We start from the raw sequence: 26461 nt of genomic DNA, 5'->3' as shown, positions 1-26461 counted from the left end.
CGTCGACGCCGCGAAGCGCCTGCGCGGTTTCGTGCCTGGGTGAAACGTATCAGGCAGCCACTGCCCGCGGCGCCTTCGCACCGCTCAGCGCCAGCGCACCGGCGCCGAGCAGCGACTGCACAACCAAAGTCACCGCCCAGAAAGCCGGATATTCCCAGCCGCCGTGCGGCGACGCGAACCCCCAGCCGTTCTGTAGATGCTGCGACGTTGCGCCGAGCATGAACGGCAGCAGCACCAGCGCGACCCAGCGGACCTGCACGCCGAGCAGCAACGCAATACCGCCGATCAACTCGACAAACGCCGTCACATAGCCGAGCCAACCCGGCAAGCCGAGCGAAACGAAAAACTGCGCCGTTCCCGGCAGCGTGAAAACGAAAATCTTCTGCAAGCTGTGCGCGAGATAGAGAACGCCCAAGGCCAGACGAAGGATTAAGGCGGCCAAATCGGCGGAGCGGTTCGAGTTCATGACGAGTCCTTTACGAGAGGGAGACGCCCCGCATCGGGCGTCGACGTCACGACTGTATTCGAACCAAATGAGGTGAAAAACTGCCTCTTAGGCTTTGATTATTTCTCAATGGGATTTAATCACCACCATCCGGTCAAGCTCGCTCAACCAATCGCAGCGAAAAGCTTCGAAAGATCGAGGTGCTCGGCGAGCGTGTCGGCCAGGCGATCCAGCGAGGCCTCACGCAACGCCGGGTAGTCGATTTTCTCGGCGTCGCTCAGTCCCGCCCACGCCAGCAGTGCGGCGCACGCGGCCGGCCTGTCGAACAGCCCGTGCACGTAGGTCGCGAGAATTTGGCCATCGGCCGAGATCGCGCCGTCCGGATGCGCATTTGGCGTTTCGCCCAGTTGCAGCGCGGGCGAGCCGAGCGCCGGACCCTGCGTCTCGCCCATATGAATCTCGTAGCCGGCTACCTCGGGCGCCCCGGGCAGCGCGAGATGCCCCGTCACGTTCTTGAGCGTTTTTTCGCGCGTCAGCACAGTCGAGTAGTCGAGCCAGCCGAGGCCCGCGCTCGTTCCTGGTGCGCCTTCCACGCCGTGCGGGTCGGCCACTTCACGTCCGAGCATCTGCATGCCGCCGCAAATTCCGATTACACGGCCGCCGTAGCGCAGATGCCGTTGCAGCACCGTGTCCCAGCCTTGCTCACGCAGAAAAGCCAAATCGCCCGGCACGTTTTTCGAGCCCGGCAGGATGATCAGATCGGCCGGCGGAGGCGGCGTGCCGCTTCGCACGTAATGAAAATCGACCTGCGGATGCGCGCGCAGTGCGTCGAAATCCGTGTGATTGCTGATGTGCGGCAACACCGGCACGACTACCCGCAACATCCGGTTCGGATCGTCGCTTTGGCCGCTGTGCGCCGCGCGCAACTCGGGCGGCAGCATGTCTTCGGCGTCGAGCGTCAGACCGTGCAGATACGGCACCACGCCGAGCACCGGTTTGCCGGTTTTTGCTTCGAGCCAGTCGAGCCCGGGCTTGAGCAAACTGACGTCCCCGCGGAAGCGATTGATGATGAAGCCGCGCACACGCGCCTGCTCGCTGTCCGACAGACACGCAAGCGTACCGGTCAGATGCGCGAACACCCCGCCCCGGTCGATGTCGGCCACCAGCACGACCGGGCAATCAACCGCTTCAGCAAAACCCATGTTGGCGATATCACGGTCGCGCAGATTGATCTCGGCGGGACTGCCCGCGCCTTCGACAAAAATCGTGTCGTACGCCGCTTGCAGACGCGCATACGATTCCAGCACGGCCTCGAAGGCGACCGGCTTGTAGTCGTGATACGCGCGAGCATCGAGATTCATGCGCGCCTTGCCGTGGATGATCACTTGCGCGCCACGGTCGCTCGTCGGCTTGAGCAACACCGGATTCAGATCGGTGTGAGCAGCAATGCCGGCGGCCACCGCCTGCAAGGCCTGCGCGCGGCCGATCTCGCCGCCATCCACCGTCACCGCGCTATTGAGCGCCATGTTCTGCGGCTTGAACGGCGCGACCCGCACGCCGGCGCGGCGCGCCAGCCGGCACAACCCCGCGACGAGCGTGCTCTTACCGGCGTCGGACGTAGTGCCCTGAATCATCAGCGTGCCGCGCGGCACAGGTACGGCGTCATGCGGGTTCGAAATGGCGGTCACGGAATATCGGCTTGGGCGGTAAATAGGCAAATGCGAACAATGAATGCGGGCGATGAACGCGGCATTATCCCATCGTGCCTGCACGCGCTGCACGCCGGTACAATCACGCGATGATTTCCCGCGACCTCACCTTCGTTCTCGGCGGCGCCCGTTCGGGCAAGAGTGTGCACGCCGAACAACTGGCGAACGACAGCGCCCTCCCCGTCACGTACATCGCCACCGCGCGCGTAGCCGACGACGCCGAATTCAGCGCGCGGATCGCGCATCATCGCGAGCGGCGTCCGGCGCATTGGGCGCTGCACGAAGCAGACGTGGATCTCGCCGGCGCCGTCACGCAAATCGACGCGCCGGGTCACTGCATTCTGATCGACTGCCTGACGCTATGGCTCGCCAACCTGCTGTGCCCACCTGACGGCGACGGCTTGCCGGTCGATCACTATCACACGCACTTTGCCGCTTTCGAAGCAGCGCTCATGAACGCCAGAGGCAAGATCATCGTGGTCAGCAATGAAATCGGTTTGGGCGTGGTGCCACTCGGCGCGGAAACACGCCTCTATGTCGACGAACTCGGGCGGCTCAATCAGCGCATTGCCGCGTTGAGCACCCGGGTCACGATGATGGTCGCGGGCTTGCCGCTCGCCTTGAAGACAGCAGGAGGCGCGTAATGCTGTCGCTGCCTTTGATCGTTACGCTGGCAACGGCTGGGGTCGCCGTCGACCGCTGGCTCGGTGAGCCGCGCACCGCGCATCCGCTGGTCGGCTTCGGCAAATGGGCGATGCGCTTCGAAACGCACTACAACACCGGCCGGCGCTTGCGTCTCAAGGGACTACTCGCCTGGTCGCTGACGGTGATGCCGCCGGTACTGATCGCCTGGTGGCTCGTCGCCGTGCTGCCTTTTTTTGCGGCCTGCGCGGTGCATGTCGTGCTGCTGTGGTTCGCGCTCGGCGCGCGCAGCCTGCACGACCACATTGCGCCTATCGCCGAGGCCCTGACGCGGCGCGATCTGGCGCAAGCGCGCCTCTTGACCTCGCGCATCGTGTCGCGCGAAACCGCTCATGCCGACGAAGCTGCGCTGTCACGCGCCGCCGTCGAATCAGCGCTCGAAAATGGCAACGATGCGATCTTCGGCGCGCTGTTCTGGTTCGCGATAGCGGGCGGTCCGGGCGCGCTGGGGTTTCGTCTGGCCAACACGCTCGATGCCATGTGGGGCTACCGCACCCCGCGCTATCTGCGCTTCGGCTGGGCCGCCGCGCGTATCGACGATGTGCTCAACTGGATTCCCGCGCGCCTCACCGCCGCGAGCTACGCTTTGCTCGGTGACACGCGCACCGCGCTGCGTTGCTGGCGCGAACAGGCGCCGCGTTGGGACAGTCCGAATGCCGGGCCGGTCATGGCCTCAGGCGCCGGCAGTCTGAACGTGTTGATCGGCGGGCCCGCGGTGTATCACGGCGCACTTGAACATAGGCCGACGCTCGGTTTCGGACACGCTGCAAAGGCCAGTCACGTTACGGCGGCGTTGATGCTGGTCGAACGGACGGTCATTCTCTGGCTGGCGGTACTGATCGTGCTGGCGTTGCTGAGTGTGCCCTTTCATGGTTGATCGAATCGCGGGTCACAGGGCGGATTCCGGCATCACGTTCGATGCCGTGGTTCATGGTGGCAATCTGCACGAAGCGGCCGGGCGTTGCGGCATTCCTTACGCGCAATGGCTCGACCTGTCGACGGGTATCAATCCGCACGGCTATCCGGTGCCGCCGGTTCCCGCCGATGCCTGGCGCCGCCTGCCGGACGACGGTGACGGTTTTGCCGCCTGTGCCGCGCGTTACTATGGCGCGCCCGATGCAGCCCATGTGCTACCCGTCGCGGGAAGCCAGGCAGCGATTCGCGCACTGCCCTCACTGTTGCCACGCGCCCGGGTTGGCATCGCACCGCTCACCTACAGCGAATATGCGCCCGCATTCGTGCGGGCAGGACATGAGGTCGCGCCACTGGATGTGTCCTGGGACACTTTGCCTGATGCGCTGACTCACGTAGTCGTCGTGAATCCTAACAACCCGACCGCCGAACACCTCAGCGCCGGCAAGCTGCTGCACTGGCATGCGCAACTCACCGCACGCGGCGGCACGCTGCTGATCGACGAAGCCTTCGCCGATGCGATGCCTTCGGCGTCGCTCGCGGCAAGCACCGATCGCGACGGGTTGATCGTGTTGCGTTCACCGGGCAAATTCTTCGGGCTCGCGGGTGTGCGCGCAGGTTTCGTACTCGGTGCGCCGGCTTTGCTCGACATATTACGTCTTACGCTCGGGGCGTGGACGGTTAGCGGCCCCGCTCGTCACGCCGTCAAAGCCGCGTTTGAAGACGTGGCGTGGCAGCAGCAGATGCGTACGCTGCTCGAAGCCGAAAGCGCCCGCCTGGTAAGTCTGTTGCAGGCACACGGTTTCACCACGCACAGCACACCGCTCTTCGCATGGACCGCCGACGAGCGCGCCGCCGCTCTGCATGAAGCGTTAGCGCAACGCGGCGTGTGGACACGGCTCTTCACGGCAACCGGCAGTGTGCGTTTCGGGCTACCTGCCAGCGACACGGAATGGGCGCGCTTTGAAGAAAGTCTGCGCGAGGCCGTTCGATGATTCGACTCACGCGCTTCTTCATCGCCGCGGCACTTGGAGTGAGCACGCTGCACGCGCATGCCGCAATCACCGTCACCGACGACACGGGCGCAACCGTCACGCTGCCCACTCCCGCACAGCGCGTCATCAGTCTCGCGCCGCACGTCACCGAGCTGCTGTACGCCGCGGGCGGCGGCGCGAAACTGGTCGGCGCCGTGTCCTACAGCGACTACCCCCTTGAAGCGAAGCAACTGCCGCGTGTCGGCGACAACAAGGCACTCGACCTCGAGCGAATCGTCGCGCTGAAGCCCGATCTGATCGTCGTGTGGCGGCATGGCAATGCGCAGCGCCAACTCGATCGCCTTCGTGAGATGCATGTGCCGCTGTTCTTCAGCGAGCCGCATCATCTCGACGATGTTGCCGTGTCGCTATCGAAGCTCGGGCAATTGCTCGGCACCTCGCCGACTGCCGATGCCGCGGCGGCAGCCTACCGTCAGGACATCGCGCGACTGCGCACGCAGTATGCGAGCCGCCCGCCTGTCAGCGTGTTCTATCAGGTGTGGGATCAGCCGTTGATGACGCTCAACGGCGAACATATGGTCAGCGACGTGATCGCGCTATGCGGCGGCCGTAATGTGTTTGCGAAACTCGAGCCGCTGGTGCCAACCGTCTCGACCGAAGCGGTGCTCGTAGCGAATCCGGAAGCGATCGTCACCGCCGCACCCGGCGCGACCAAACCGGACACCGCCTTGCCGAAACTCGATACATGGCGCGCGTGGCCGAGCCTCAAAGCGGTGGCGAACAACAATCTTTTCGCCATCGACGGTGATCTGATCAACCGGCCGGCGCCGCGTATCGCGCAAGGGGCGAAGCAAATGTGCGAAGACCTGGAGCTTGCGCGCTCGCGGAGAAAGAACGGCGCGCAGTGATGCCGCTACGAAAGTCGTGACGCAGGAGGGCGTGCCGCGTTAACGCGAGACGGCGTCCGCCCGCTTGAACGGCCAGCGTTCGAATTCGGAAAGCCGCAGCCGATAGCGCGCAACATTACCCAGGTAGAGTTGATCGAGATCGGACTGAATCGCATCGACGAACGAAGATACCTCCGCCGCATCCACCTGATTCTGCGCGAGCGTTTCAATCTCGCTACGCGTACCGGCAAGGCCGCCGCGAATCACCTCCTGCACCACCTGTATCAACGCATTGCGATACTTGAGGCGAAACGCGTCCGGCTCACCGATTGATTGTCGAATCGCCAGATAACGCTGACAGGAGCGCTCGTACGCCCAGATGAAGACGTCGCGCAACAACTCGACGCGATTGCCCTCGTACACCCCGAGCGTACCGTCGACGTAGGCCTTTTCGGGAACGTCGATGAACGACAGCGGACACAGATTTTGCCGGATCAGCGGGATATTCGCGGTCAGACGCGAGACCCGTTTGTTGACGTCTTCGAACGGCTGCAGATAGGGCAGGTGCACCATGCTGAAGAAAGCCTGCTCGAAGGGATCGTCAATCTGGGCGGCCTTGTTCAACACCGCCTCGAAGCATTGCGCGATTTGCTGCGGTACCGCGAGCGGGAAAAATACGGTGCCGCTGATCTCCACTTCTCGCGCGCGCAAACGGCCACTGGCGAACGGGTCGGACATCAGGTTGTCAGAGAGAATCGCATGCAGGTTCAGCACGGTGAACCGATTGAAGCCCACTTCGTCCGCGCTCTCGACGATCATTTCGATCGCGGCCTTGTGATTCAGGATCATCTGCGTTTCCTGAGCGTCCTTGCCTTCCGCAATGTGCCCTTGCTCGATCAGCCGCACGGTGTCGAGCCGCGTGTAGGTATTGCCCTCGAGCCGCGACGACGCCCACGACAAATCGATCAGAAGCCGGCTCATGATGTCGCGTGCGTAGGTGCCGGCCGGCCGCACATCCGCCGACGTGCGGCCCCATTCATGCAGGCGTTCACGCTGCGCTTGCGATAGATACGCGTCCTGATTCGGACGATAGCGTTCGAGAAACGCACGGTTATAGCCGACCGGCCGGCGCTCGTGCAGCGGCCGGTTCACTTCCGCGCGCACCTCGAGACCCGCGCTCGATACGGGCACGTAGGCCTCGCCGGAAGTGCTTGCGCCAGCGATTACCTCGGCGGGGGAAACAGCCGCGCCAGGAGCCACAGCCTGCTTGTAGGACACTGCGCGGCCGGCACCTTCCGAGACGATCCGGCCCGCTTCGAGCAACACGTCGAGACGACGTTGCAGCGTACGGCGTTGCATGGGATGGCGGCGCCCGGCAAGTGCCGCGACAAGCGCACGAACGCCTCGCCCCTCGGCGCTTGCACCGATGAGTTGCTCGATCAGATCCAGTTCCTGCTTGATGCCACTGCTGTTCATGCGCGCCACCTCTTGCCAATGTGTCGCGATAAATCCTAATCGCGACACTTTTTCATGGCATTGTGGCACAATTCGAGCTAATCGTGACACTTTTCACGTCTAAAAGTGTCACGATTTTTGTTTTCGCGACAAATTTCCAGAAAAAGTGTCACGAATAAGGCTGGACTGACGCGATTCAGGGGACCGCAGGCACCAAGCCCCTTCCCTCACACATTCCACCTCACCAACGACCACTGCTGCGACTCATCATCCCTGCGCAGCCAGACAATCCCCGCCATCTCCAACGACCAGCGCAGGCAGTTTTCCACCGGCACGTCCAACACCAGCGAGGCGATCACCCGCATGACGCCGGCATGCGTGACCACGTACGCGGGCGACAACTCGCGCGTCAGCGCAAACGCGTCGAACCACGCTCGCACCCGTGCGACGAATTGCGCGACGCTCTCACCGCCATGCGCACGCGCGTGCTCGAAGTTCGCCGCCCAGGCGTCGAGCAGCTCGCGATCGATTGCGTCCCAACGCTGCTCCTCCCAATCGCCGAAATTCATTTCCTTCAGACGATCGTCGTGACTGAGCGCGCAACCGAAATCGTTCGCCATGACCGCGGCCAGTGTCGCGCAACGCGTCAACGGGCTCGACATCAGCACACGCGGCGGTGGTATCTGCAAGGTCGCCAGTTTCAGCGCGAGGGCACTCGCTGATACCTCGACGTCTTCGGCGAGCGCCACGTCGCTATGGCCGTAGCACACACCTGAATCGAGCGCGACGGCAGGATGACGGATCAGGACGATATCCATGCGAGCCCCACAAGGTAGATGCTCAGTTCAAAGATCTGTTGCGCAAAGCCGAGGCAATCGCCGGTGTAACCACCGATGCGTCTGACGAAATAGCGGCCCAATGCAAAGCGCAGTGCCACCAGTATGGCAAACGTCACGCAGGCGAAGCGCCAATTTGGCGAATCCAGCAAGTTCGGCCAGAGCAACAACGGCAGACCGAACACTGCGGCGCAGAGCAACGCGGGGCCGCTCAAGCGTTGCGCAACCGGTTTGGCTTTGCCTTCGGCGCGCACGTAGTCGAGTGTGGCCAGATAGCTGATGGCGAACACACGGCTCGCCGCATGCGCTGCAATCATCAGACTTGCGGCTCGCATCGGCGGCAACGCGGTAAGCGTTTGCCACTTCAGTGCTAGCGCAATCACGAGCGCGATGGCGCCGAAAGCGCCGATGCGCGAATCATGCATGATGCGCAACGCGTCCTCGCGCGTATAGGCGCCACCGAACGCATCGACGCAATCGGCCAGTCCGTCCTCGTGAAATGCGCCGGTGACGAGAAGCGACACCGCCATCGACAGAAGCACCGCCACGCCCGCGGGAAAGATATGCAACGCCGCGAGATAAACCAGCGCGCTCAATCCACCGACCAATAGCCCGACGAGCGGGAAATAACGCGCCGCCGCATTCAGATAGTGCGGCTCATAGCCGACCCAGCGCGGCACCGGCACGCGCGTGAAATAGCCGAGCGCCGTGAAGAAATAGCGGAGTTCAGCGAGCGGATTCATGAGTGAGCCGAATGCACGCTTCTGTATGACTGCGCGTCGTACAAGCGCGCTTTGTATAACGGCTCACGCATCGCGATTGGCGACACCGGCCGATTCGAAGCTGGCCATTTCGTTCACGAACGCTACCGCCGCTCGCAGCAACGGCACCGCGAGTACCGCGCCGGTACCTTCGCCGAGACGCATATCGAGCGAAAGCAAGGGCAACGCGCCGAAATGATCGAGCATGCGCCGATGCCCCGCCTCATTCGACGCATGCGCGAACACACAATACTCGCGCACGTTCGGTGCCAACGCATCGGCCACCAGCAACGCTGAGGTCGCGATGAAACCATCGACAAGGATCGTCATGCGCGCTTGCGCGGCAGCTAGGTATGCCCCCACCATCATGGCGATTTCGAAGCCGCCGAAAGTTGCGAGCACGTTGAGCGGATCGTTGGAAGCAGCGTGATGCGCGACTGCGGAGGCGAGTACGTTGCGCTTTTTTGCAAGCCCCGCGTTGTCGAGACCGGTTCCGCGCCCGACGCATTCGTCGATCGGCACGCCGCACAAGCGGCTCATCAGACACGCGGCCGACGACGTATTCGCAATGCCCATTTCGCCGAAGCCGATCACATTGGTACCGAGCGCCGCGTGATGCCGCACGCGAACCGCGCCCGCTTGCATCGCGGCAAGTGCCTGCTCGTGCGTCATGGCGGGTTCGTGCGCGAAGTTGCGCGTGCCGGCCGCAACCGGAATGTCGATGAGACCCTCCGTCGACGGCAGCGGCGTCGCAATGCCCGAATTGACCACTTCGAGCTCCACGCCGGAGACGCGGCTCAAGGCATTGATCGCCGCGCCGCCCGTGAGAAAGTTAGCGACCATTTGCGCGGTCACCGCTTGCGGATACGGACTCACGCCTTCCTGCGCGATACCGTGGTCACCGGCGAACACGATCATCGCGGGACGTTCGACCGTAGGGTGCGTCGTCCGCTGGATCAGCCCCATCTGACGCGCGAGCGTTTCCAGCCGCCCAAGACTGCCGGGCGGCTTGGTCTTGGTATCGATGATGTGTTGCAGTTCGGCACGCAGCGTTTGATCGAGCGGTTCGATTTCGGTCAATCCCGGCAAACCTGGCAAAGAAGTCATAGACGTTTCTAAAAGAGAGAGTGTTTTTATAAAGCGCTTAGCCTGCCGGCGTATCATGCGCCGCAGGCGATTCGTGACGCGAGCGCGGCGCGGGAATCAGCGCCTCATGCTCGCCGTCGCGAATCAGAATCAACGGATAGCCGAACGCACGGCTCGTCAGCGTGGGCGTCAGCACGTCGTGCACCGGTCCGGCATACGCGCCGCCGTTGCCGTCGAGCAGCAACGCGTGCGTCGCGAAGCGGCGCGCCAGGTTCAGGTCGTGGCACGAAAACATTACTGTACGCCGAGGTTCACGCGTCCAGGCGGTCAGCGCTTCGAGACAGTCGATCTGGTGGTGCAGATCCAGATGGGATAGCGGTTCGTCGAGCAGCAACAACGGCGCTTCCTGGCACAGCACGCCCGCAAGAGCAACGCGTTGACGTTCGCCGCCCGAAAGCGACAGAACGTCGCGCGCAGCGAATGCGGCGAGGCCCAAAACATTCAGCGCGGCATGCGCGGCCGCGCGATCGGCCTCGCCCTCCCAACCCCAGCCGGTCAAATGCGGAAAGCGGTTCAGCATCACGATGTCGAGCACACTCGCGCTGAAGGCGTCCGCAGCGCTTTGCGGCATCAGCGCGCGACGCTGCGCAAGCGGCAACGGCTGCCAGTCGGCGAGACGCACGCCGTCGAGTTCGACATGACCCGCCGACGGCTGCGCCAGACCGGCAAGCGTGGATAGCAAGGTCGTCTTGCCCGCGCCGTTAGGGCCCGCGATACACCAGATCTCGCCTGCGTAGAACGTATGCGTGAATGCGTCGAGCAAGGTGCGCATGCCCGCACGCAAGGTCAGGCGTTGCGCGCTAAGCGCCGAATGCGCAGCGTTGTGTGCGTTCATCATCGGCGCCTGCGCAACAGCATCCACAGAAACACCGGCACGCCGACGATCGATGTGATCACGCCGACCGGCAATTGCGCCGGTGGGATCACAGTACGCGCGATCAGGTCCGCGCCCATCACCGCGACACCGCCACCGAGTGCCGCTGCGGGCAGCAGCATGCGCTGATCGTTGCCGAAGGCGAGCCGCAACATGTGTGGCACGACGAGCCCGACAAAACCGATCGTGCCCGCCGTGGTCACCGCGGCGGCTGCCGCCAGCGACGCCACCAGATACACACGCAAGCGCAGCGGCACCACCGCAACGCCGAGCGCCTGCGCTGCAGCGTCGCCCCGCAGCAGCACATTCAGGCGCGGTGCAGCGGGTACGATCGCCACCAGCACGACGACGAGCGCGGCGAGCGCCGTCCATGGCATCGCGCCGCCGTTCAGATCGCCGGTCAGCCAGAACAGCATGCCGCGCAGCCGATTGTCCGGCGCAAGGTTGAGCAACAGGGTAATGACAGCGCCCCAGCCGGCCGCGATCACCGCACCAGTCAACAGCAAACGCGGCGACGTATCCTGCGGCTCGCCCCGCCACAACTCACGGCGTGCGAGGCCAAGCACCAGCAGGATCGACACGAAGGCGCCGGCGAATGCACTGGCGTCGACGATCCACCACGCACAACCGGCGATCATCGCGACCAGCGCGAACGTTGCCGCGCCACCCGACACACCTAATACGTAGGGTTCAGCCAACGGGTTGCGCAACAGCACTTGCAGCAGCGCACCGGCCAGCGCAAGCAAGGCGCCGCACGCGAAGCCGGCCAGCGCGCGCGGCAAACGCAGCGTGCGCACGATCTCGCCGGCAAGATCGCCGGACTCGACATGCGCCGCGTGCGACGGCAGCAACGCCGCCAACACGCGCGCCGGCGCGAGCGACACGCTGCCGAGCGCGAGCGACGCCATCAGCACAACCAGCGCGATTGCCGCGAGCACGAGCCAGATCGCGGCCGCGCGCTTTGCGCCCATCACGCGCAACGTGCTCGTGGGCATCGGGCTCGAGCTACGGTTCATCGGCGCGTTCTCATGCAAGCACGTTCGTCACTGCTGCTGCCAACCAACAGTGACATACGCACCGCGCCGCGGCGAGTTATACGAGTAGGCCGTTTCATAGTCCTTGTTCAACAGGTTCTGGATCTGCGCGGCGACGTACCACGCCTTCGTGATGTTGTAGCGCGCCGACAGATTCACCACGCCGTAGCCGCCCAGCGTGCCGCTGCTATCTTCACGGGCGCCGCTGACGATCCACTCGCCGCCAACACGCCACCCGGCAATGCTGCGATTCACCGCCAGCGACGCGAAGCGCCTTGCACGCCGCACGAGATCGGTATCGCTATCGAGGTCGACGGGATTTTGCAGCGTCACCGACGCACGCACATCTGTCTTGCCCACATGGCCGCTCCACGATCCCTCAAGCCCCTGCACCTTCGCACGGCCGACGTTCTCGGCCAAAAAGATGCCGGGCGTAACCTGCTCGTAGTCGATCAGATTCGAATAACGCGTCTGGAACGCGCTCAGACGCATCACGCCAAGCGCGTTCGACGCGTACTGCAACGCTGCTTCGATCGAATGGCTGCGCTCGGGCTGGATCGACGGATTGCCGCTGAGCGGATAGTACAGATCGTCGAAGCTCGGCGCGCGGAACGAATCCGAATAGCTTGCAGTCGCCTTCCAATGCTCGGTGATGTCGAAACCGTAGCCGAGATAGTAACTGTTCGCCCCGCCGAAATCGGAATACTGATCGCGCCGCACGTTGGCCTGAATCTGATTGCGCCCAAAGCGCCCTGTGTAGCCGACAAAGCCCGAATCGACATGCCGGTCGGGCGCAGCGAACGTATCCGAATCGAGGCTCTGATCCAGATGCTCATAGCCGACCTGCAGTTTCTGCTGCGCGGCGAGCGCGAAATCGTTCTGCCATGTGTACTGGCGATTGTCGGTATCGAAGCGGCCGTTGTAGATGCCGTTGGTATTCGCCACGCTGCGGTCGTCGCCTTCGGAAACGATGAAGTGCGTGGTCCACCAGTCGGTCAGCTTGCCGTTCGCGAACACCGACACCTGGCGCACTTTGCTGTAGAGGTTGTTCAGATCGATCGGCACGCCGTACGCGTTGTCGTAGCTGTTATTGCCGTTCGACTGGAAATAGGTGACGCCCGCGTCCCACTTGTCGCTGAACTTGTGACGCAGCGAAGCCGAGATACTTTCGTTCAGATAGCCGTTTGCGTTCGGATTCGCGTTGGGCGCCTGAGACGGATTGAGCGACGAGAAGCCGTCGTCTTTCGAACGCGCGAGCGAAATGCTGAAGGTGGTGTTGCCGTCTTTATCGAGCGCGCCGTTCACGCCGGCTTGCTGTGTCTGCGTGTGATAGCTGCCATAGCCCACCGAAAAATTGAAACGCGGCGGATGGTCGCCGCCGTCTTTGGTGAATACTTGCACCACGCCGCCAATTGCGCCGGAGCCGTAAAGCGCGGACACGTTGCCATTCACCACTTCGACGTGATCGATCTGATCGAGTGGAATCTGTGCGAGTTGCGGCGCACCCAGGCTCACGGAATCAACCCGCACGCCGTCGATCAGCAGAAGTGATTGCGTCGACGACGCACCGCGCAGAAACAGGCTCGTCGTGGAACCCGGGCCACCGGTGCGCGAGATTTGCGCACCGGGCGCGAGTTGCAGCAGGCCGGGCAAATCGGTCGCGGTCGTATCGGCAATGTCCTGCTGATCGAACAGCGTGGTCTGCGGGATCGCATCGGCGAGCGGTTGCGGCCCGCGCTCCGCGGTCACGACAACGGGCGACAACACCGCGGCTGACGAATCGCTCGCCCCCGCATCGGCAGAAGAAGATGAAGAAGAGGAGGAGGACGAGGACGCAGAAGAAGCGGCAGCTTGCGCATGCACGACGAGCGGCAGGCTCGCAAAGGCGAGCAACGCCGCGCGAGCGATAGGGGACAGCATGGGATGACATTCCTGTGGATAGCGTGCGCGGCCCGCTTCCCCGCGGGCCGATGCGTAACGAGGCGCCCGCGTTGTTTTACGTTTGCGCGGGAACGAGCCTCTCCCTCTGGCCGGTATCCGGGCTGGCGACACATCGATCCCGCCTTCCCACGCGTGACGCGCAGTGGCACACTCGCGTGTTCAGCTTCAAACACGCGATCAGGATCGACCTGCATGACGAATGCGGTCGCTTACCGTTGCGGGGGCAGCGCAGGTTGGCGCGTTCAGGCGAAGCGCGCGCCCTGCTTCCCGTTTAACTGCGCACACTGTCGAAAAGCGCGCGCGGGCACCAAAGTGCGGCCAGTTTAGGAGCGGCCCTCGGGTCCGTCAAGAATGGTTAATCCGCGCGCAAACTGTTCTGTTAAGTGCAGGTTATTGTCCGATGCATGAGTTGTTTTTCATCATATGGTCGATAAAAGCCGGCACAAAGCGATGTTGTTACGTCTCGAAACGAGACAATTGTCGGAACCTGCGACATTCCGCGCTAAAATGCGATGTCTTTAGAGGACGCAGCAGATGCTCACCGAACTCGAAACACTTTCACAGAATATCGGCAAGCTGATCACGATCAGCCAACGCCACAATGAAGCGCGTCTCGCGCTCGAAGATCAGCTCGCCCAAACGCGTGCGGAAGCCGAGGCCACGCGCACGGAACTCGCGCTGATGCGCGAGGAGCGCGATGCGCTGCAGGCGGAACGCGACGCGCTGTCGGCAAAGATCGACGACGCACAGGTGCGCCTCAATGCGATCCTCGAAAAATTGCCGCGGGCCCGCGCGCACAGCGAGCCTGATAATCAGCTCGACCTGCTCGAGGCCGCGCCGCATGAGGAAGAAGCGGAGAGCGACGTCACCCGCCATGGAGAAAATGCATGACCACCAAGCAGATCGAAGTATCGATTCTCGGCGTGCCCTATCGTCTCGCCTGCTCGCCGGAAACTGAAGGCGCGTTGCTTGAAGCGGTTGCTCGCGTCGACGCCGAGATGTCGAAGATCCGCAATAGCAGCAACGTGCGCGGCACGGATCGCATTGCCGTCATGGCCGCGCTGTCGCTGGCATCAGAACTGCTTAAGCTGCAAAGCAGCGTGCGGCACGGAGAAGCATTTCCCGCTGAAGAAATCCGGCGTACAATGCACCAAATGAACGAGCAACTGGGTACTGTGATTCAGCAGTACAGCATGTAAAGTATCTTGTAGCCGGTCCTGAGATCGGCTGCGGATTCAAACGAGGTGCATGAGCAAAGATTCATGCAAACGTCTTGAATTCAATCGGTTTGACTTCCCTGCCTGGTTCGCCAAGGTCATATATTCCTTGAACCAATGCCATGTGCACGGTTGTGGAAATTTGTAGCACGGGTGTGCGCGTCACTCTGTCTGATGTACCCGAAGTGCTGCTAACTGCGACCAATTCTGAACTCCCGGTTCAGGATGCCGGCCTAGCGGCTAAGGCGGGGACCTTATTCAAACGGCATCGGACTTCGGTTCGGTGCCGTTTTTCTTTGGGCCGCGATTTTTCTTGCTGTATCAAACCTTTAACGTTCAACTCGATTCATGCGCTACTGGCTAATGAAGTCCGAACCGGACGAAGCAAGCATCGACCATCTCGCAGAGGCGCCGCACCATACGTTGCCGTGGACCGGCGTGCGCAACTATCAGGCGCGCAACTTCATGCGCGACATGATGCAGGTCGGCGACGGTGTGCTCTTCTATCACTCGAGTTGCCCGGAGCCGGGCATTGCAGGGCTCGCGGAGGTATCGTCCACCGCGTATCCAGACCCCACTCAATTCGACAAGAAGAGCCCCTACTACGACCCGAAGTCGTCGCAGGAAACGCCGCGCTGGCTACTCGTCGATGTGGTGTTCAAGAAGAAGATCCCGTTGATTCCGCTTGCCGCGCTGCGCGAGCATGAGGAATTGAAGGACATGCGTGTGCTCGTCAAAGGCAACCGTCTTTCGATCACACCGGTGACCGAAGCTGAATGGCGCTTCATCACTAAACGTCTTGTTTAACGTTGCATACTCACATGCGGCCCGTTGCCGCTTGTGTCACGCGCAAGTCTGTGCGCCGATGAACACAAACGTTCAGCAAACGTCAAATTAGGGAACCAAGCTCAGGTTACAAGCGCCTAACGGACTCGCAAACGTTGTGCCACGCGCATGGCGTTCGCTCCAATCGTGCACAACCTGTTCAAGCAAGGAGTCCAAGAATGACGAAAAACACCGCACGTGCACTCGCTCTCGCTCTCGTTTGCGCCGCGCCTGCTGCGCTCGCGTTGACGCCGGCCATGACCCGCGCGCAGGGCGTGACGCAATATCAGCCCGCGGGCGTGCTGTCGCTGAATGCGCAAGCAAGCTCGGAAGTGCCGCAAGACGTCGTCGATATCACGCTGTTCTATGAGCAGGAAGCGAGTGATCCGTCCGTGCTCACCTCCACGCTGAATCAACGCGCCGATGCGGCGCTGCAAAAAGCCAAGGGCGTGAACGGCGTAACGGCTCGCACTGGCTCCTTCTCGATCTACCCATCCACCGATCGTGACGGCCGTATTTCCGCATGGCGCGGCCGTACTGAAGTTGTGCTCGAGTCGCACGACTTCGCCGCGGCGTCGAAGCTCGCGGGCCAGATGGCATCGATCATGCAGGTCGGCAACGTGCAGTTCTCGTTGTCGCCGGAAGCGCAGCGTGCCGCGGAGCAGAAGCTCACCGGTGAGGCCATCAAGTCGTTCCGTGAGCAAGCCGCTTCGTCGGCGCAGGCATTCGGCTACAACGGCTATTCGATTCGCGAGGTCAACGTCGGGCACAACGGTGTCATGCCGCGTCCCATGATGATGATGAGCGCACGCGCAATGGGTGCCGATGCGAAGGCATCCGCGCCGGTGCCGATCGAAGGCGGCACGTCGACTGTCACGGTCAATGTGTCGGGCTCGGTACAGATGAAGTAACGCGTTTTACACCGGACGTCCTGCTGTAAAAGAAAAAGCCACGGCATGCCGTGGCTTTTTTTGTTGGCTTCTCACTACGATAAAACGTAGCGCTCAGTTTGCGCCGACTGGCTGCGCCGGTTCACGCCGCGCACGGCGATATGACCACACCAGTACCCCGATGCCCACGAGGATCATTGGCAGCGAGAGCCATTGGCCCATCGAGAGGCCCATTGCCAGGAGCCCAAGGAAGTCGTCCGGCTCACGTGCGAATTCCACCGTGAAACGCGCGAGGCCGTAGCCGATCAGGAACACCGCGGAAATTGCGCCCAACGGCTTTGGTTTGCGTGAGAAGAAGAACAGCACGAAAAACAGCGCCACGCCTTCCAGCGCGATCTCATACAACTCCGACGGATGACGCGGCAGCATGTGATATTGCGCGAACACTTCGTTCAGATGCCATTGCGCGGCCAGTTGCGGATGAGTGGTGAGCCACGTGGCGTCGTCCGGCGCGGCGCCTGGAAACAACATCGCCCAGGGCGCCGACGGATCGGTCACGCGGCCCCACAACTCACCGTTGATAAAGTTGCCGAGGCGCCCAGCCGCGAGCCCGGTCGGCACCATCGGCGCGACGAAATCGGTGACCTGCAGCCACGACCGCTTGCGCTGATAGGCGAACAGCACCATGGCCAGCGTCACGCCGAGGAAGCCGCCGTGAAACGACATGCCGCCTTCCCATACCTTGAAGATGTCGAGCGGATGCGCGAAGTAAAAGCTCGCCTTATAGAACAGCACGTAGCCGAGCCGGCCGCCAAGGATCGTACCGAGCACGCCGTAAAACAGCATGTCGTCGATATCTTTAGCGGTCCAGCCTTGCGCGGCGACATACGGCAAACGCAGCCGCAAGCGGCCGACGACGATCGCCGCGATGAACGCAACGAGGTACATCAGTCCATACCAGCGCACAGCAAGCGGCCCCAGATGAATGGCAACGGGGTCGAAATTCGGGTGAATGAGCATCGTGTTGTTATGGGCAGTTCAGGTTCAGAAGCGGATTTCTAGTCGGGTTTCAAGTAGCAGCCGGCGGTGTGCGCATCATGCGGCGCATGCGTTGGACGGTTCCGCTTGCAATGCGTTCGCGGCAGCGGCTCACCTAAGCTCGCCTAAACACGAGGCGCCGCGAACTGCGCCTCCATGGTCGCCGCGTGCGCTCGCACGATCTCGATGAAGCCGGCCAGAACCGGACTCACCTCCGCCGTGCGCCAGACCAGCCCCGTCTCGATCGCCGGCACCGATTCGGAGAGCGGCCGGTACACGACACCCGTGCGGCGCAGATTACGCAACGATTGCGGCACCAGTGCGACGCCCATCCCGGCCGACACGAGGCTCACGATCGTCTGCATCTGGATCGCCTCCTGGCCGACCCGGGGCGCGAGGCCCGCCACGCCGTAGCAATCCATAATGATGTCATAAAAGCCTGGCGCCAGACGTCTTGGGAAGATCACGAGCGGTTCGTTGGCGACGTCGCGCAGGCTGATGGGCGTGTCCAGCCACTCCGCGTGCGGGTCGGCCCTGGAGCCGGCGGTGCGGCCCACGCGCTGCGCCATGTCCGTCGACATCGCGATCACCAGCGGCTCGCGGGCGATCGGCAGCCACGAAAGCTGGGTGGCATGGCGCGACGGCAGCGGCGCGATCACGAGGCCTGCGTCGATGCGCCCGGCCACCAATTCGTCGATCTGCACGTCGCTGGTGGCTTCGGTCAGTTCGAGGCGCACTCGAGGATGGCGCGCGCCGAAATCGCGCAGCAGCAGCGGCAGCAGGCCGTAATCGGCCGTCGAGACGAAAGCCAGCGACAACGCCCCGGCCTCGCCTCGCGCGAGGCTCTGCGCCAGCGGCCGCAGCCCCTCGGCGCTCGCCAGCAGGCGCTGCACTTCGGGCAACAGGTCCGCGCCCACCGGGGTCAGCTCCACCGAGCGCTTGGTGCGCGCGAACAACTCGACGCCGAGTGTTTCCTCCAGCGCCCGAATCGCCTGCGACAACGGCGGCTGCGTCATGGAAAGACGCACGGCCGCCCGCCCGAAGTGCTTTTCTTCGGCGACGGTCACGAAATAGCGCAATTGGCGCAGGTCAGGAATCGTAGGCAACATGATTAATACATTTTACGACCTAATCGAGCCTGAATAATATATTGGACACGCGCTTCGCAAAACTGCACCCTTGCGCAACGCGTCGGAACTAAACTGAACTGACCAGAACCGCCGTATCGGCCGACGCCGCCGGCAACGCATTGGCAGCGTCAGCGCGGCCTCTGCGGCAGCACCTGAGTCCCGCACACGCAGCACGGATCAAAACAAAACAGATTGGAGTTCCCCATGGCATACAACCGTCGTTCGAAGAACATCACGCAAGGCGTGGCGCGCTCACCGAACCGCTCGATGTACTACGCACTCGGCTACGAAAAGGCCGACTTCGACAAGCCGATGATCGGCATCGCCAACGGCCACTCGACCATCACGCCGTGTAACGCCGGCCTGCAGCGTCTGGCCGACGCGGCCGTCGCCGCGGTCAAGGGCGCCGACGCGAATCCGCAGATCTTCGGTACGCCGACGATTTCGGACGGCATGTCGATGGGCACCGAAGGCATGAAGTATTCGCTCGTGTCGCGCGAAGTCATCTCCGACTGTATCGAGACTTGCGTGCAAGGCCAGTGGATGGACGGCGTGGTGGTGATCGGCGGCTGCGACAAGAACATGCCGGGCGGCATGATCGGCATGCTGCGCACCAACGTGCCGAGCATCTACGTGTATGGCGGCACGATCCGTCCGGGCAACTGGAAGGGCACCGACCTGACCATCGTGTCGTCGTTCGAAGCAGTGGGCGAGTTCACGGCCGGCCGGATGTCGCAGGAAGATTTTGAAGGGGTCGAAAAGAACGCGTGCCCGTCCACGGGTTCGTGCGGCGGCATGTACACCGCCAACACGATGAGCTCGTCGTTCGAAGCGCTGGGCATGTCGCTGTTTTATTCGTCGACGATGGCCAATCCGGACCAGGAAAAGGTCGACTCGGCGGCCGAATCGGCACGCGTGCTGGTCGAAGCGGTCAAGAAGGATCTGAAGCCGCGCGACATCGTCACGAAGAAGGCGATCGAAAACGCCGTGGCCGTGCTGATGGCCACGGGCGGCTCGACCAACGCCGTGCTGCACTTCCTCGCCATCGCCCACGCGGCTGAAGTGGAATGGACCATCGAAGACTTCGAGCGTATGCGCAAGAAGGTGCCGGTGATCTGCAACCTGAAGCCGTCGGGCCAGTTCGTGGCGACCGACCTGCATAAGGCCGGCGGCATTCCGCAAGTCATGAAGATCCTGCTCGACGCGGGCCTCTTGCACGGCGATTGCATCACGATCACCGGCAAGACGATCGCCGAAGAACTGAAGGACGTGCCGAGCAAGCCGCGCGCCGATCAGCAGGTGATTTTCCCGATCGAGCAGGCGTTGTACAAGGAAGGCCATCTGGCGATCCTGAAAGGCAACCTGGCCGTCGATGGCGCGGTCGCCAAGATCACCGGCCTGAAGAACCCGGTCATCACCGGACCGGCCCGCGTGTTCGACGACGAGCAAAGCGCGCTGGAAGCGATTCTGGCCGACAAGATCGTGGCCGGCGACGTGGTCGTGCTGCGCTACCTCGGCCCGAAGGGCGGCCCCGGCATGCCGGAAATGCTTGCGCCTACGTCCGCAATCATCGGTAAGGGACTCGGCGAAAGCGTGGGCCTGATCACCGACGGCCGCTTCTCGGGCGGCACGTGGGGGATGGTGGTGGGTCACGTGGCGCCGGAAGCGTTCGTGGGCGGCACGATCGCGTTCGTGCAGGAAGGCGACTCGATCACGATCGACGCGCACAAGCTGCTCCTGCAGTTGAACATCGACGACGCCGAGCTGGAACGCCGCCGCGCTGCATGGCAGCAACCGAAGCCGCGTTACACGCGTGGCGTGCTGGCGAAGTACTCGGCGTTGGCGCTGCCGGCCAACAAGGGCGCAGTGACGGGCTGAGCGGGCATTGAGCACGCTACGCTGATCCGCCTCGATTCACCTCGATTCGCCGGGGCTAACGCGTAGCATCGCTCGACACCACATCGGCTGCGTCAGTTACGAAAAAGCGCAAAGGGGCGCACGGGAAACCGTGCGCCCCTTTCCTTTTATAATGCGTGCACCACGAGTCGGGCACCTGCACCGACGGAGACCAGAATGAAATCAATGTCGTATGCAGCGCTCGCGTCGGCCAGCGTGCTGAGCGCTATGTTAGGCGCCGTCAGTCCGGCGGCGCACGCGGAGGTGCCCGCCGCCCTCGAGCTGGCTCAGCAAGAAAACTGCATGAGCTGTCACTCGGTGACGCGTCCATTCATGGGACCCGCGCTGCATGACGTCGCCTCGAAATATGCCGGCCGCGAAGATGCCGCCACCTATCTGAAGCACAAAATTCTTGACGGCAGCACGGGCGTGTGGGGCGCGGTGCCGATGCCCGCGAATACGCAACTCACGCCCGATCAGGCGGCTACGCTGGCGAGCTGGGTGCTGACGCTCAAATAATCACACTTAAACGAAGACTCAAATGAACGCCGCTTGATGAAAGCGGTGAGAGCGCCCGTAGCGCGGCGCGCCCTCAGCCACGATCAGGCGCTGCCCGAGCGCCTCGCGATCTCCTGATCGACCGCTTCCCTGACCCAGCCGGTCAATTCAGTCTCCAGCGCCAACGCCACTTCGCGCGTGATCTGGTTGATGAGCCAGGACGTGTGATCCTGCAACGCATCGCGGCAACGTGCCTCGATGATGCCGCGCCCCTCGCCCGTCAGAAAACCCGCGAACCGCCCACGCAGACGTTCGGCGATGACATCGGCATCGAGATTGGGTTGCGGCTGTGCTTCGTAAGCGATATCCGGCGGCACGATCGTACCCGCCTCGATCGGCGCATGCGGTTCAGCCCGATCGAAGACGCCCGCAGACGCAAAGGCCGGCTCATGTCCGTGCCGGTGATCGGCAGCGTGGTGTGCCCGCGAACGCCTTTTCGGGTGAGCGTGCTCGGCCGGATGCGCTTGCTCCGACACATGCGTGGGTTCCGGCGCGAGCGTCGGCTCCTTTGGCGCGTGCGCGGATTCTGGCGCAAGCACCGGCTCAGGCTCATGCCTGGCTTCCGGCGTAAGGACCGGTTCTTGCGCAGTCGCGGGATCGGCCACTGGCTGGGTGGCCGGCGCCGCTGCGCCGCCCTCCGCCTCGCGCGCCTGGGCAGGCTTGCCCGGCACGAGAATCTCGTTCAGAACCGGGATCGAACTATCGTTAGGATCGGACACGCGCGCTCTCCGTGTTTGAGTCCAAGCCGAGGCAGGCCGCGCGCGCGTCGAATCCATCCGACAAAACACCGCGCGACGCGGACGAAATGGGGCCTAGCTGGAGGCCTGGCTGCCTTGCTTGTAGTTGTTCAAAGCATAGCCGCGATCGCGATAGAAACGATAGCGTTCGCGGCCCGCCGCGAGTTCGTCGTGTGCGTTACCGACCACTTCCAGCAATCTTTCGAAGCGCGCGAATTGCGCCGGGACCGTGGCGCCGAGATTGAGCAGCACCTGATGATGCGGCACATCATCGAGGTTCGACGCCAGCACGATTGGCGTTTGCGCGGCGAGCGGCGTGCCCGCCATGCAGTGCGGCACGAAGTCCAGGGGTGAGAAGGTCCACAACTGCTCGTCGAAAGCCCGCAGACGCGCGGGCTCGGCCAGCACGATGGTCGGCTGGCCCGCCTGATACGCCTTGCGGATCAGGCGGCACGCATACAGCAGCGAATCGCCGACGTTCGAGTGAAAATCGATTCTCGTCATCGGCGGCTCCGCTTTGCGTCTGCAACGACGCCCGCAACTTTACTGCAATGCGTCATTGTGCAGCGCGACCGTCAGCGGCCCTATCGATCAGGAACTGCGCGAGCAAGGGCACAGGGCGGCCGGTGGCGCCCTTCGCCGCGCCGCTCTTCCACGCGGTGCCGGCGATATCCAGATGGGCCCACGGGTACGTTTCAGTGAAGCGCGAGAGGAAGCACGCCGCCGTCACGCTGCCCGCCGGACGTCCGCCGATGTTGGCCAGGTCCGCGAAATTCGACTTGAGCTGATCCTGATACTCGTCGTCGAGCGGCAGGCGCCAGGCCGGGTCGGAGGCTTCACGCGAGGCATCGAGCAGCTCGCCCGCCAGCGCGTCGTCTTTCGAGAACAGACCGCTGTTGTGGTGACCCAGCGCGATGATGCAGGCGCCCGTCAGCGTGGCGATGTCGATCACCGCCGCCGGCTTGAAACGCTCGGCATAGGTCAGCGCGTCGCACAGGATGAGCCGGCCTTCGGCGTCCGTATTCAGCACTTCGATCGTCAGGCCCTTCATGCTGGTGACGATGTCGCCCGGCTTGGTGGCGGTGGCCGACGGCATGTTCTCGACGGCCGGGATGATGCCGACCACGTTGATTTTCAGGCCCATTTCGGCGACGGCGCGCAACGTGCCTAGCACCGAACCGGCGCCGCACATGTCGTACTTCATCTCGTCCATGCCTTCGCCCGGCTTCAGCGAAATGCCGCCGGTGTCGAACGTGACGCCCTTGCCGACCAGAACCACCGGCGCGGCTTTCGCGGCGCCGCCCTGGTACTGCAGCACGATGAACTGGGCCGGTTCGACCGAGCCGGCCGTGACCGACAGGAACGAGCCCATCTTCAGGGCTTCGCACTGCTTCTCACCGAGCACTTCGACTTTCAGCTTCCAGTCTTTGGCGAGCTTCTTCGCGGTGTTGGCCAGATAGGTCGGTGTGCAGACGTTGCTCGGCAGGTTGCCGAGGTCACGCGTCAGATCCATGCCGTTGGCAAGCGCGGCGCCCTGCTTGGCCGCGAGCTTGGCGGCCTTCTCGTCGCCGGTGTTGACGCTGAACACGATGCGCTTCAGGGCGCGCGGCGCGTTGTCCGGCTTGCTCTTCATCTGCGTGAAGCGGTAGCTCAGTTCGCGCAGCGCGAGGATCGCGGCGCGCACGCCCCAATCGGCCGAGCGCTCGAGGATTGGCAGCTGGGCGAGCGTGAACGTAACCTGGACGATCTTGGTGCCGAGCAGTGCTCGCCAGGCGGCCCGCACGGCTTCGCCGTAGGCTTTCTGGCTGAAAGCATCCTGCTTGCCGAGGCCGACCAGCAGCACGCGCGAAGCGCCGATGCCTGAGACTTCGTGCAGGAACAGGGTGGTGCCGGCCTTGCCGTCCATGTCGCCGGCCTTGATGACGCGGGTCAGGAGGCCCTTGGTGGCCGCGTCGATCTCCAGCGCAGCGCCCGAGAGCGTTTGCGACTCGAACACGCCGATTACGATGCAATCGGATTTCCCGGTCAGGAAACCGTTTGACGAGCCTTTGGTCCAATCACAGGCTTTTATGCTAAAGTCCATCGCGCTTGTCCTCGGATAAAATCTGGGCTTAGGATGAAAGCCGCAATTATCCGCTATTTTTCCCGCGGCGGCTGCACCGGAGGCGTGACGGGAACCAATCCGTACGTCACCGAGAGCGCCCCACCTCCTCATCAATAATGATCTTCGAACGCTCCCTCCAGCGCGAACTCGCGTATACGGCTGGTGCCGTGTTCATGGTTCTCCTCACGCTCGTGCTGACGACGATGATGATCCGCATCGTCGGCCTCGCGGCCTCGGGCGAGATCGACCCGCGCGACGTGCTGGTCCTGATCGGCCTGACTGTGATCGGCTACCTGGCAATCATGCTCGTCGCGACCCTGTTCGTGTCGATCCTGTTCGTCCTGACACGCTGGTACAAAGACTCCGAGATGGTCGTGTGGCTGTCCTCGGGTGTCAGCCTGACGCAATTCATCAAGCCGATCGCCATTTTTTCCACGCCGATCATCATCCTCATCATGTTCTTCGTGTTCGTCGGCTGGCCGTGGTCGAACCAGCAGAACAAGCTGCTGCGCGCGCGTTTCCAGCAGCGCGACGAAGTCTCGCTGCTCGCGCCGGGTCAATTCCGCGAGTCGACCACCAACCACCGTGTGTTCTTCATCGAGAAGATGTCGCCCGACCAGGCGCGCGTCGAGAACGTCTTCGTGACCAGTACGGAGAACGGCAAGGTCAACGTGGTCGTGTCGAAAACGGGCCACACCGAAACTCATAAGAACGGCGACCGCTTTGTCGTACTGGAAAACGGCCGCCGCTATGACGGCGAACCGGGCCACCCCGATTTCCGCATCATGGAATTCGAACGCTACGGCTTGAAGATCCAGAGCCAGCCGGTCGTCAATACGCCCACTACCACCAGCTTGCCCACGCTCACGCTCCTGCGTAACCCCACCGACGAAAATCTCGCCGAGTTTGCCTGGCGCGCGGGGTTGCCGCTGATCGCGATCAACCTGATGCTGCTGGCGATTCCGCTCGCGCACCAGAACCCGCGGCGCAGCCGCACGATCAATCTGGTGATGGCCGTCCTGATCTATCTGACGTATTCCAATCTGTTGAACGTCGTGCAGTCGTGGATCGAGCAAGGCAGGATGTCGTTCGCGGCTGGACTGGTGGGCCTGCACGTTATTGTGGCGGTGATCGTCGCGTTCATCTTCTGGCTGCGCGTGCGCAACCGGCCGCTATTCACGCGGGCGATGTTCAGCCGTTCGCAGGGGGCCTGACCGATGCGCATCTATGAAAGGTACTTCGCGCGTCAGATCTATCTCACGTTCATCTTTATTCTGTTCGCGTTTTCGGGTCTGTTTTTCTTCTTCGACCTGATCAACGAACTGAATTCCGTCGGCCACGGCAACTACAAGTTCCAGTACGCGGTGCTGCGCGTCGCGCTGCAAACGCCGTCGCGCTTCTACGAAATCATTCCGGTTGCGGCGTTGATCAGCGCGATCTACGTGTTCGCGCAGATGGCGGCGAATTCCGAGTACACGATTTTTCGCGTGTCCGGCCTCGCCACCAATCAGGCGCTGCGCTCGCTCATGAAGATCGGCATTCCGCTGGTGTTCCTGACTTACCTGATCGGCGAAGTGGTCGGTCCGTATACGGATCAGTTGTCGGAACGCGTGCGGCTCGAGGCACTGGGGTCGTCGGTATCGAGCAACTTCGAGTCGGGCGTGTGGGTGAAGGACACGCTCACGGCGCGCGCGGACGGCGAGCAGGTGACGCGCTTCGTCAACGTCGGCGAATTGAAGCCGGACGCGACGATCAGCAACGTGCGCATTTACGAATTCGATTCGCAGTTCCGTCTCTCGAACGTGCGGATCGCGAAGAGCGGCACGTATCAGCCGCCGGGTCATTGGCAGCTGACCGATGTGACGGACACGCAACTGATCGACGTCCCCCCTCCTGCGGGCACGCCGACCGATGCGTTGAATCCGGTGTACCGTGCGAAGCAGGTGGCGTTGCCGGCGTATTCGCTGCGTTCGGAACTGACGCCGCAGATTTTGTCGGTGCTGCTGGTGTCGCCGGACCGGATGTCGATGTTCAACCTGTTCCGCTACATCCAGCATTTGACCGAGAATCATCAGGACACGCAGCGGTATGAAATTGCGCTGTGGCGCAAACTGCTGTATCCGTTTGCGGTGTTCGTGATGCTGGTGTTGTCGTTGCCGTTTGCGTATCTGCATACGCGTGCCGGCGTGGTGGGGGTGAAGGTTTTCGGCGGGATTATGCTGGGGATGAGTTTCCAGCTGTTCAATACGCTGTTCTCGCATATCGGCACGTTGAATACGTGGCCTGCGCCGTTGACTGCGGCGACGCCTGGGCTGGTTTATCTCGTGCTCGGGCTGGTCGGGTTGAAGTGGGTTGATCGCCATTAGGGG

26 protein-coding genes, 1 other RNA gene and 1 riboswitch are annotated in these 26461 nt (G+C 62.8%); of the genes, 13 read left to right on the top strand and 14 right to left on the bottom strand.

Annotation, left to right across the window (positions count from 1 at the left end):
- Positions 1 to 49: 49 nt before the first annotated feature.
- Complete coding sequence (locus tag KHO33_RS07370; protein ID WP_054035112.1) at positions 50 to 466, bottom strand: DoxX family protein; 417 nt, start codon at positions 464 to 466, stop codon at positions 50 to 52.
- Between the two features lie 143 nt (positions 467 to 609).
- A complete protein-coding gene (locus tag KHO33_RS07365) occupies positions 610 to 2079 on the bottom strand; it encodes a cobyric acid synthase (RefSeq protein WP_200564475.1) in 1470 nt (489 codons plus the stop codon).
- 164 nt (positions 2080 to 2243) lie between these two features.
- Here KHO33_RS07365 and cobU point away from each other — a divergent pair, with 164 nt between their 5' ends.
- The 4 genes from cobU to KHO33_RS07345 are packed head-to-tail and all read left to right on the top strand — an operon-like array spanning position 2244 to position 5671.
- Positions 2244 to 2798, top strand: coding sequence for a bifunctional adenosylcobinamide kinase/adenosylcobinamide-phosphate guanylyltransferase (gene cobU / locus KHO33_RS07360; protein ID WP_054035113.1), 555 nt, complete (start codon positions 2244 to 2246; stop codon positions 2796 to 2798).
- The gene (gene cbiB, locus KHO33_RS07355) at positions 2798 to 3733 is read left to right on the top strand and encodes an adenosylcobinamide-phosphate synthase CbiB (RefSeq protein ID WP_054035114.1); all 936 of its coding nucleotides are present in this window, start codon (positions 2798 to 2800) and stop codon (positions 3731 to 3733) included. The genes cobU and cbiB overlap by 1 nt, the downstream gene beginning before the upstream one ends.
- The gene (gene cobD, locus KHO33_RS07350) at positions 3726 to 4763 is read left to right on the top strand and encodes a threonine-phosphate decarboxylase CobD (protein ID WP_200564336.1); all 1038 of its coding nucleotides are present in this window, start codon (positions 3726 to 3728) and stop codon (positions 4761 to 4763) included. The genes cbiB and cobD overlap by 8 nt, the downstream gene beginning before the upstream one ends.
- Complete coding sequence (locus KHO33_RS07345; RefSeq protein ID WP_200564335.1) at positions 4760 to 5671, top strand: cobalamin-binding protein; 912 nt, start codon at positions 4760 to 4762, stop codon at positions 5669 to 5671. The genes cobD and KHO33_RS07345 overlap by 4 nt, the downstream gene beginning before the upstream one ends.
- A gap of 39 nt (positions 5672 to 5710) precedes the next feature.
- Here the strand turns inward: KHO33_RS07345 and KHO33_RS07340 are convergent, their stop codons facing one another.
- From KHO33_RS07340 to KHO33_RS07310, 7 genes are all read right to left on the bottom strand, one after another.
- Positions 5711 to 7126: a Fic family protein gene (locus KHO33_RS07340; protein WP_200564334.1), complete on the bottom strand. Its 1416-nt coding sequence runs from the start codon at positions 7124 to 7126 to the stop codon at positions 5711 to 5713.
- A gap of 206 nt (positions 7127 to 7332) precedes the next feature.
- On the bottom strand, positions 7333 to 7923 hold the full coding sequence (gene cobC, locus KHO33_RS07335) for an alpha-ribazole phosphatase (RefSeq protein ID WP_054035117.1): 591 nt from the start codon (positions 7921 to 7923) through the stop codon (positions 7333 to 7335).
- Positions 7908 to 8684: an adenosylcobinamide-GDP ribazoletransferase gene (locus KHO33_RS07330; RefSeq protein WP_200564333.1), complete on the bottom strand. Its 777-nt coding sequence runs from the start codon at positions 8682 to 8684 to the stop codon at positions 7908 to 7910. Before KHO33_RS07330 ends, cobC begins: the two co-directional genes overlap by 16 nt.
- A gap of 63 nt (positions 8685 to 8747) precedes the next feature.
- Positions 8748 to 9809 (bottom strand): nicotinate-nucleotide--dimethylbenzimidazole phosphoribosyltransferase, encoded by a 1062-nt coding sequence (gene cobT / locus KHO33_RS07325; RefSeq protein ID WP_200564332.1) that lies wholly within the window; start codon positions 9807 to 9809, stop codon positions 8748 to 8750.
- A 37-nt stretch (positions 9810 to 9846) separates the two neighbouring features.
- Positions 9847 to 10686, bottom strand: a complete 840-nt coding sequence (locus KHO33_RS07320) for an ABC transporter ATP-binding protein (RefSeq protein WP_200564331.1) — start codon at positions 10684 to 10686, stop codon at positions 9847 to 9849.
- Positions 10683 to 11738 (bottom strand): FecCD family ABC transporter permease, encoded by a 1056-nt coding sequence (locus tag KHO33_RS07315; protein WP_200564330.1) that lies wholly within the window; start codon positions 11736 to 11738, stop codon positions 10683 to 10685. Before KHO33_RS07315 ends, KHO33_RS07320 begins: the two co-directional genes overlap by 4 nt.
- Positions 11739 to 11765: 27 nt before the next feature.
- A complete protein-coding gene (locus KHO33_RS07310) occupies positions 11766 to 13676 on the bottom strand; it encodes a TonB-dependent receptor domain-containing protein (RefSeq protein WP_200564329.1) in 1911 nt (636 codons plus the stop codon).
- 91 nt (positions 13677 to 13767) lie between these two features.
- Positions 13768 to 14024, bottom strand: a riboswitch (cobalamin riboswitch).
- A gap of 207 nt (positions 14025 to 14231) precedes the next feature.
- Between KHO33_RS07310 and KHO33_RS07305 the strand changes: the two genes are divergently transcribed.
- The 5 genes from KHO33_RS07305 (at position 14232) to KHO33_RS07285 (ending at position 16650) form a co-directional block, all read left to right on the top strand.
- Positions 14232 to 14588 carry a hypothetical protein gene (locus KHO33_RS07305; protein WP_054035121.1) on the top strand — a complete coding sequence of 119 codons (357 nt, stop codon included), beginning with the start codon at positions 14232 to 14234 and terminating at the stop codon, positions 14586 to 14588.
- Entirely contained in the window at positions 14585 to 14896 is a 312-nt protein-coding gene (locus KHO33_RS07300; protein ID WP_054035122.1) for a cell division protein ZapA, read from the top strand. The genes KHO33_RS07305 and KHO33_RS07300 overlap by 4 nt, the downstream gene beginning before the upstream one ends.
- 92 nt (positions 14897 to 14988) lie before the next feature.
- Positions 14989 to 15170: non-coding RNA, 6S RNA (gene ssrS / locus KHO33_RS07295), on the top strand.
- A 92-nt stretch (positions 15171 to 15262) separates the two neighbouring features.
- Positions 15263 to 15721 carry an EVE domain-containing protein gene (locus KHO33_RS07290; protein ID WP_054035123.1) on the top strand — a complete coding sequence of 153 codons (459 nt, stop codon included), beginning with the start codon at positions 15263 to 15265 and terminating at the stop codon, positions 15719 to 15721.
- 197 nt (positions 15722 to 15918) lie between these two features.
- Complete coding sequence (locus tag KHO33_RS07285; RefSeq protein ID WP_200564328.1) at positions 15919 to 16650, top strand: SIMPL domain-containing protein; 732 nt, start codon at positions 15919 to 15921, stop codon at positions 16648 to 16650.
- Positions 16651 to 16743: 93 nt separating this feature from the next.
- Here the strand turns inward: KHO33_RS07285 and lgt are convergent, their stop codons facing one another.
- Entirely contained in the window at positions 16744 to 17649 is a 906-nt protein-coding gene (gene lgt / locus KHO33_RS07280) for a prolipoprotein diacylglyceryl transferase (protein WP_200564327.1), read from the bottom strand.
- Positions 17650 to 17792: 143 nt separating this feature from the next.
- A complete protein-coding gene (locus KHO33_RS07275) occupies positions 17793 to 18776 on the bottom strand; it encodes a LysR family transcriptional regulator (protein ID WP_200564326.1) in 984 nt (327 codons plus the stop codon).
- Positions 18777 to 19001: 225 nt separating this feature from the next.
- Between KHO33_RS07275 and ilvD the strand changes: the two genes are divergently transcribed.
- Complete coding sequence (ilvD, locus tag KHO33_RS07270) at positions 19002 to 20675, top strand: dihydroxy-acid dehydratase (protein WP_200564325.1); 1674 nt, start codon at positions 19002 to 19004, stop codon at positions 20673 to 20675.
- A 195-nt stretch (positions 20676 to 20870) separates the two neighbouring features.
- On the top strand, positions 20871 to 21212 hold the full coding sequence (locus KHO33_RS07265) for a c-type cytochrome (RefSeq protein WP_200564324.1): 342 nt from the start codon (positions 20871 to 20873) through the stop codon (positions 21210 to 21212).
- An 83-nt stretch (positions 21213 to 21295) separates the two neighbouring features.
- On the opposite strand, the gene KHO33_RS07260 is transcribed toward KHO33_RS07265, so the two are convergent.
- The 3 genes from KHO33_RS07260 to KHO33_RS07250 all read right to left on the bottom strand — a co-directional run bounded on the left by KHO33_RS07260 (position 21296) and on the right by KHO33_RS07250 (position 24071).
- A complete protein-coding gene (locus KHO33_RS07260; protein ID WP_200564323.1) occupies positions 21296 to 21970 on the bottom strand; it encodes a DUF2486 family protein in 675 nt (224 codons plus the stop codon).
- Positions 21971 to 22063: 93 nt separating this feature from the next.
- Positions 22064 to 22492, bottom strand: a complete 429-nt coding sequence (locus KHO33_RS07255) for a DNA polymerase III subunit chi (protein ID WP_054035127.1) — start codon at positions 22490 to 22492, stop codon at positions 22064 to 22066.
- Positions 22493 to 22544: 52 nt separating this feature from the next.
- Positions 22545 to 24071 (bottom strand): leucyl aminopeptidase, encoded by a 1527-nt coding sequence (locus tag KHO33_RS07250; RefSeq protein ID WP_200564322.1) that lies wholly within the window; start codon positions 24069 to 24071, stop codon positions 22545 to 22547.
- A 137-nt stretch (positions 24072 to 24208) separates the two neighbouring features.
- On the opposite strand from KHO33_RS07250, the gene lptF reads away from it, so the two are divergent.
- Positions 24209 to 25306: an LPS export ABC transporter permease LptF gene (gene lptF, locus KHO33_RS07245; RefSeq protein WP_054035128.1), complete on the top strand. Its 1098-nt coding sequence runs from the start codon at positions 24209 to 24211 to the stop codon at positions 25304 to 25306.
- A 3-nt stretch (positions 25307 to 25309) separates the two neighbouring features.
- Positions 25310 to 26458, top strand: a complete 1149-nt coding sequence (gene lptG, locus KHO33_RS07240; protein WP_200564321.1) for an LPS export ABC transporter permease LptG — start codon at positions 25310 to 25312, stop codon at positions 26456 to 26458.
- The last annotated feature ends 3 nt before the right edge of the window (positions 26459 to 26461 follow it).

The sequence above is a fragment of the Paraburkholderia nemoris genome, from assembly GCF_905221015.1.
In the GTDB taxonomy this organism is placed as follows: Bacteria; Pseudomonadota; Gammaproteobacteria; order Burkholderiales; family Burkholderiaceae; genus Paraburkholderia; species Paraburkholderia nemoris.
The sequence above is the reverse complement of the archived record's forward strand: the minus strand, read 5'-3'. Positions and strand labels throughout refer to the sequence as shown.

Bases quoted from the DNA above. Each gene is read 5' to 3' on its own strand.
- cobT (WP_200564332.1), bottom strand. From the start codon at position 9,809: ATGACTTCTTTGCCAGGTTTGCCGGGATTGACCGAAATCGAACCGCTC.
- KHO33_RS07250 (WP_200564322.1), bottom strand. From the start codon at position 24,071: ATGGACTTTAGCATAAAAGCCTGTGATTGGACCAAAGGCTCGTCAAAC.
- KHO33_RS07265 (WP_200564324.1), top strand. From the start codon at position 20,871: ATGAAATCAATGTCGTATGCAGCGCTCGCGTCGGCCAGCGTGCTGAGC.
- KHO33_RS07310 (WP_200564329.1), bottom strand. From the start codon at position 13,676: ATGCTGTCCCCTATCGCTCGCGCGGCGTTGCTCGCCTTTGCGAGCCTG.
- KHO33_RS07305 (WP_054035121.1), top strand. From the start codon at position 14,232: ATGCTCACCGAACTCGAAACACTTTCACAGAATATCGGCAAGCTGATC.
- KHO33_RS07365 (WP_200564475.1), bottom strand. From the start codon at position 2,079: ATGATTCAGGGCACTACGTCCGACGCCGGTAAGAGCACGCTCGTCGCG.
- lptG (WP_200564321.1), top strand. From the start codon at position 25,310: ATGCGCATCTATGAAAGGTACTTCGCGCGTCAGATCTATCTCACGTTC.
- KHO33_RS07275 (WP_200564326.1), bottom strand. From the start codon at position 18,776: ATGTTGCCTACGATTCCTGACCTGCGCCAATTGCGCTATTTCGTGACC.
- cobD (WP_200564336.1), top strand. From the start codon at position 3,726: ATGGTTGATCGAATCGCGGGTCACAGGGCGGATTCCGGCATCACGTTC.
- KHO33_RS07320 (WP_200564331.1), bottom strand. From the start codon at position 10,686: ATGATGAACGCACACAACGCTGCGCATTCGGCGCTTAGCGCGCAACGC.
- KHO33_RS07315 (WP_200564330.1), bottom strand. From the start codon at position 11,738: ATGAACCGTAGCTCGAGCCCGATGCCCACGAGCACGTTGCGCGTGATG.
- KHO33_RS07300 (WP_054035122.1), top strand. From the start codon at position 14,585: ATGACCACCAAGCAGATCGAAGTATCGATTCTCGGCGTGCCCTATCGT.
- cobC (WP_054035117.1), bottom strand. From the start codon at position 7,923: ATGGATATCGTCCTGATCCGTCATCCTGCCGTCGCGCTCGATTCAGGT.
- KHO33_RS07330 (WP_200564333.1), bottom strand. From the start codon at position 8,684: ATGAATCCGCTCGCTGAACTCCGCTATTTCTTCACGGCGCTCGGCTAT.
- lgt (WP_200564327.1), bottom strand. From the start codon at position 17,649: ATGCTCATTCACCCGAATTTCGACCCCGTTGCCATTCATCTGGGGCCG.
- KHO33_RS07370 (WP_054035112.1), bottom strand. From the start codon at position 466: ATGAACTCGAACCGCTCCGCCGATTTGGCCGCCTTAATCCTTCGTCTG.
- KHO33_RS07345 (WP_200564335.1), top strand. From the start codon at position 4,760: ATGATTCGACTCACGCGCTTCTTCATCGCCGCGGCACTTGGAGTGAGC.
- lptF (WP_054035128.1), top strand. From the start codon at position 24,209: ATGATCTTCGAACGCTCCCTCCAGCGCGAACTCGCGTATACGGCTGGT.
- KHO33_RS07340 (WP_200564334.1), bottom strand. From the start codon at position 7,126: ATGAACAGCAGTGGCATCAAGCAGGAACTGGATCTGATCGAGCAACTC.
- ilvD (WP_200564325.1), top strand. From the start codon at position 19,002: ATGGCATACAACCGTCGTTCGAAGAACATCACGCAAGGCGTGGCGCGC.
- KHO33_RS07290 (WP_054035123.1), top strand. From the start codon at position 15,263: ATGCGCTACTGGCTAATGAAGTCCGAACCGGACGAAGCAAGCATCGAC.
- cbiB (WP_054035114.1), top strand. From the start codon at position 2,798: ATGCTGTCGCTGCCTTTGATCGTTACGCTGGCAACGGCTGGGGTCGCC.
- KHO33_RS07285 (WP_200564328.1), top strand. From the start codon at position 15,919: ATGACGAAAAACACCGCACGTGCACTCGCTCTCGCTCTCGTTTGCGCC.
- cobU (WP_054035113.1), top strand. From the start codon at position 2,244: ATGATTTCCCGCGACCTCACCTTCGTTCTCGGCGGCGCCCGTTCGGGC.
- KHO33_RS07255 (WP_054035127.1), bottom strand. From the start codon at position 22,492: ATGACGAGAATCGATTTTCACTCGAACGTCGGCGATTCGCTGCTGTAT.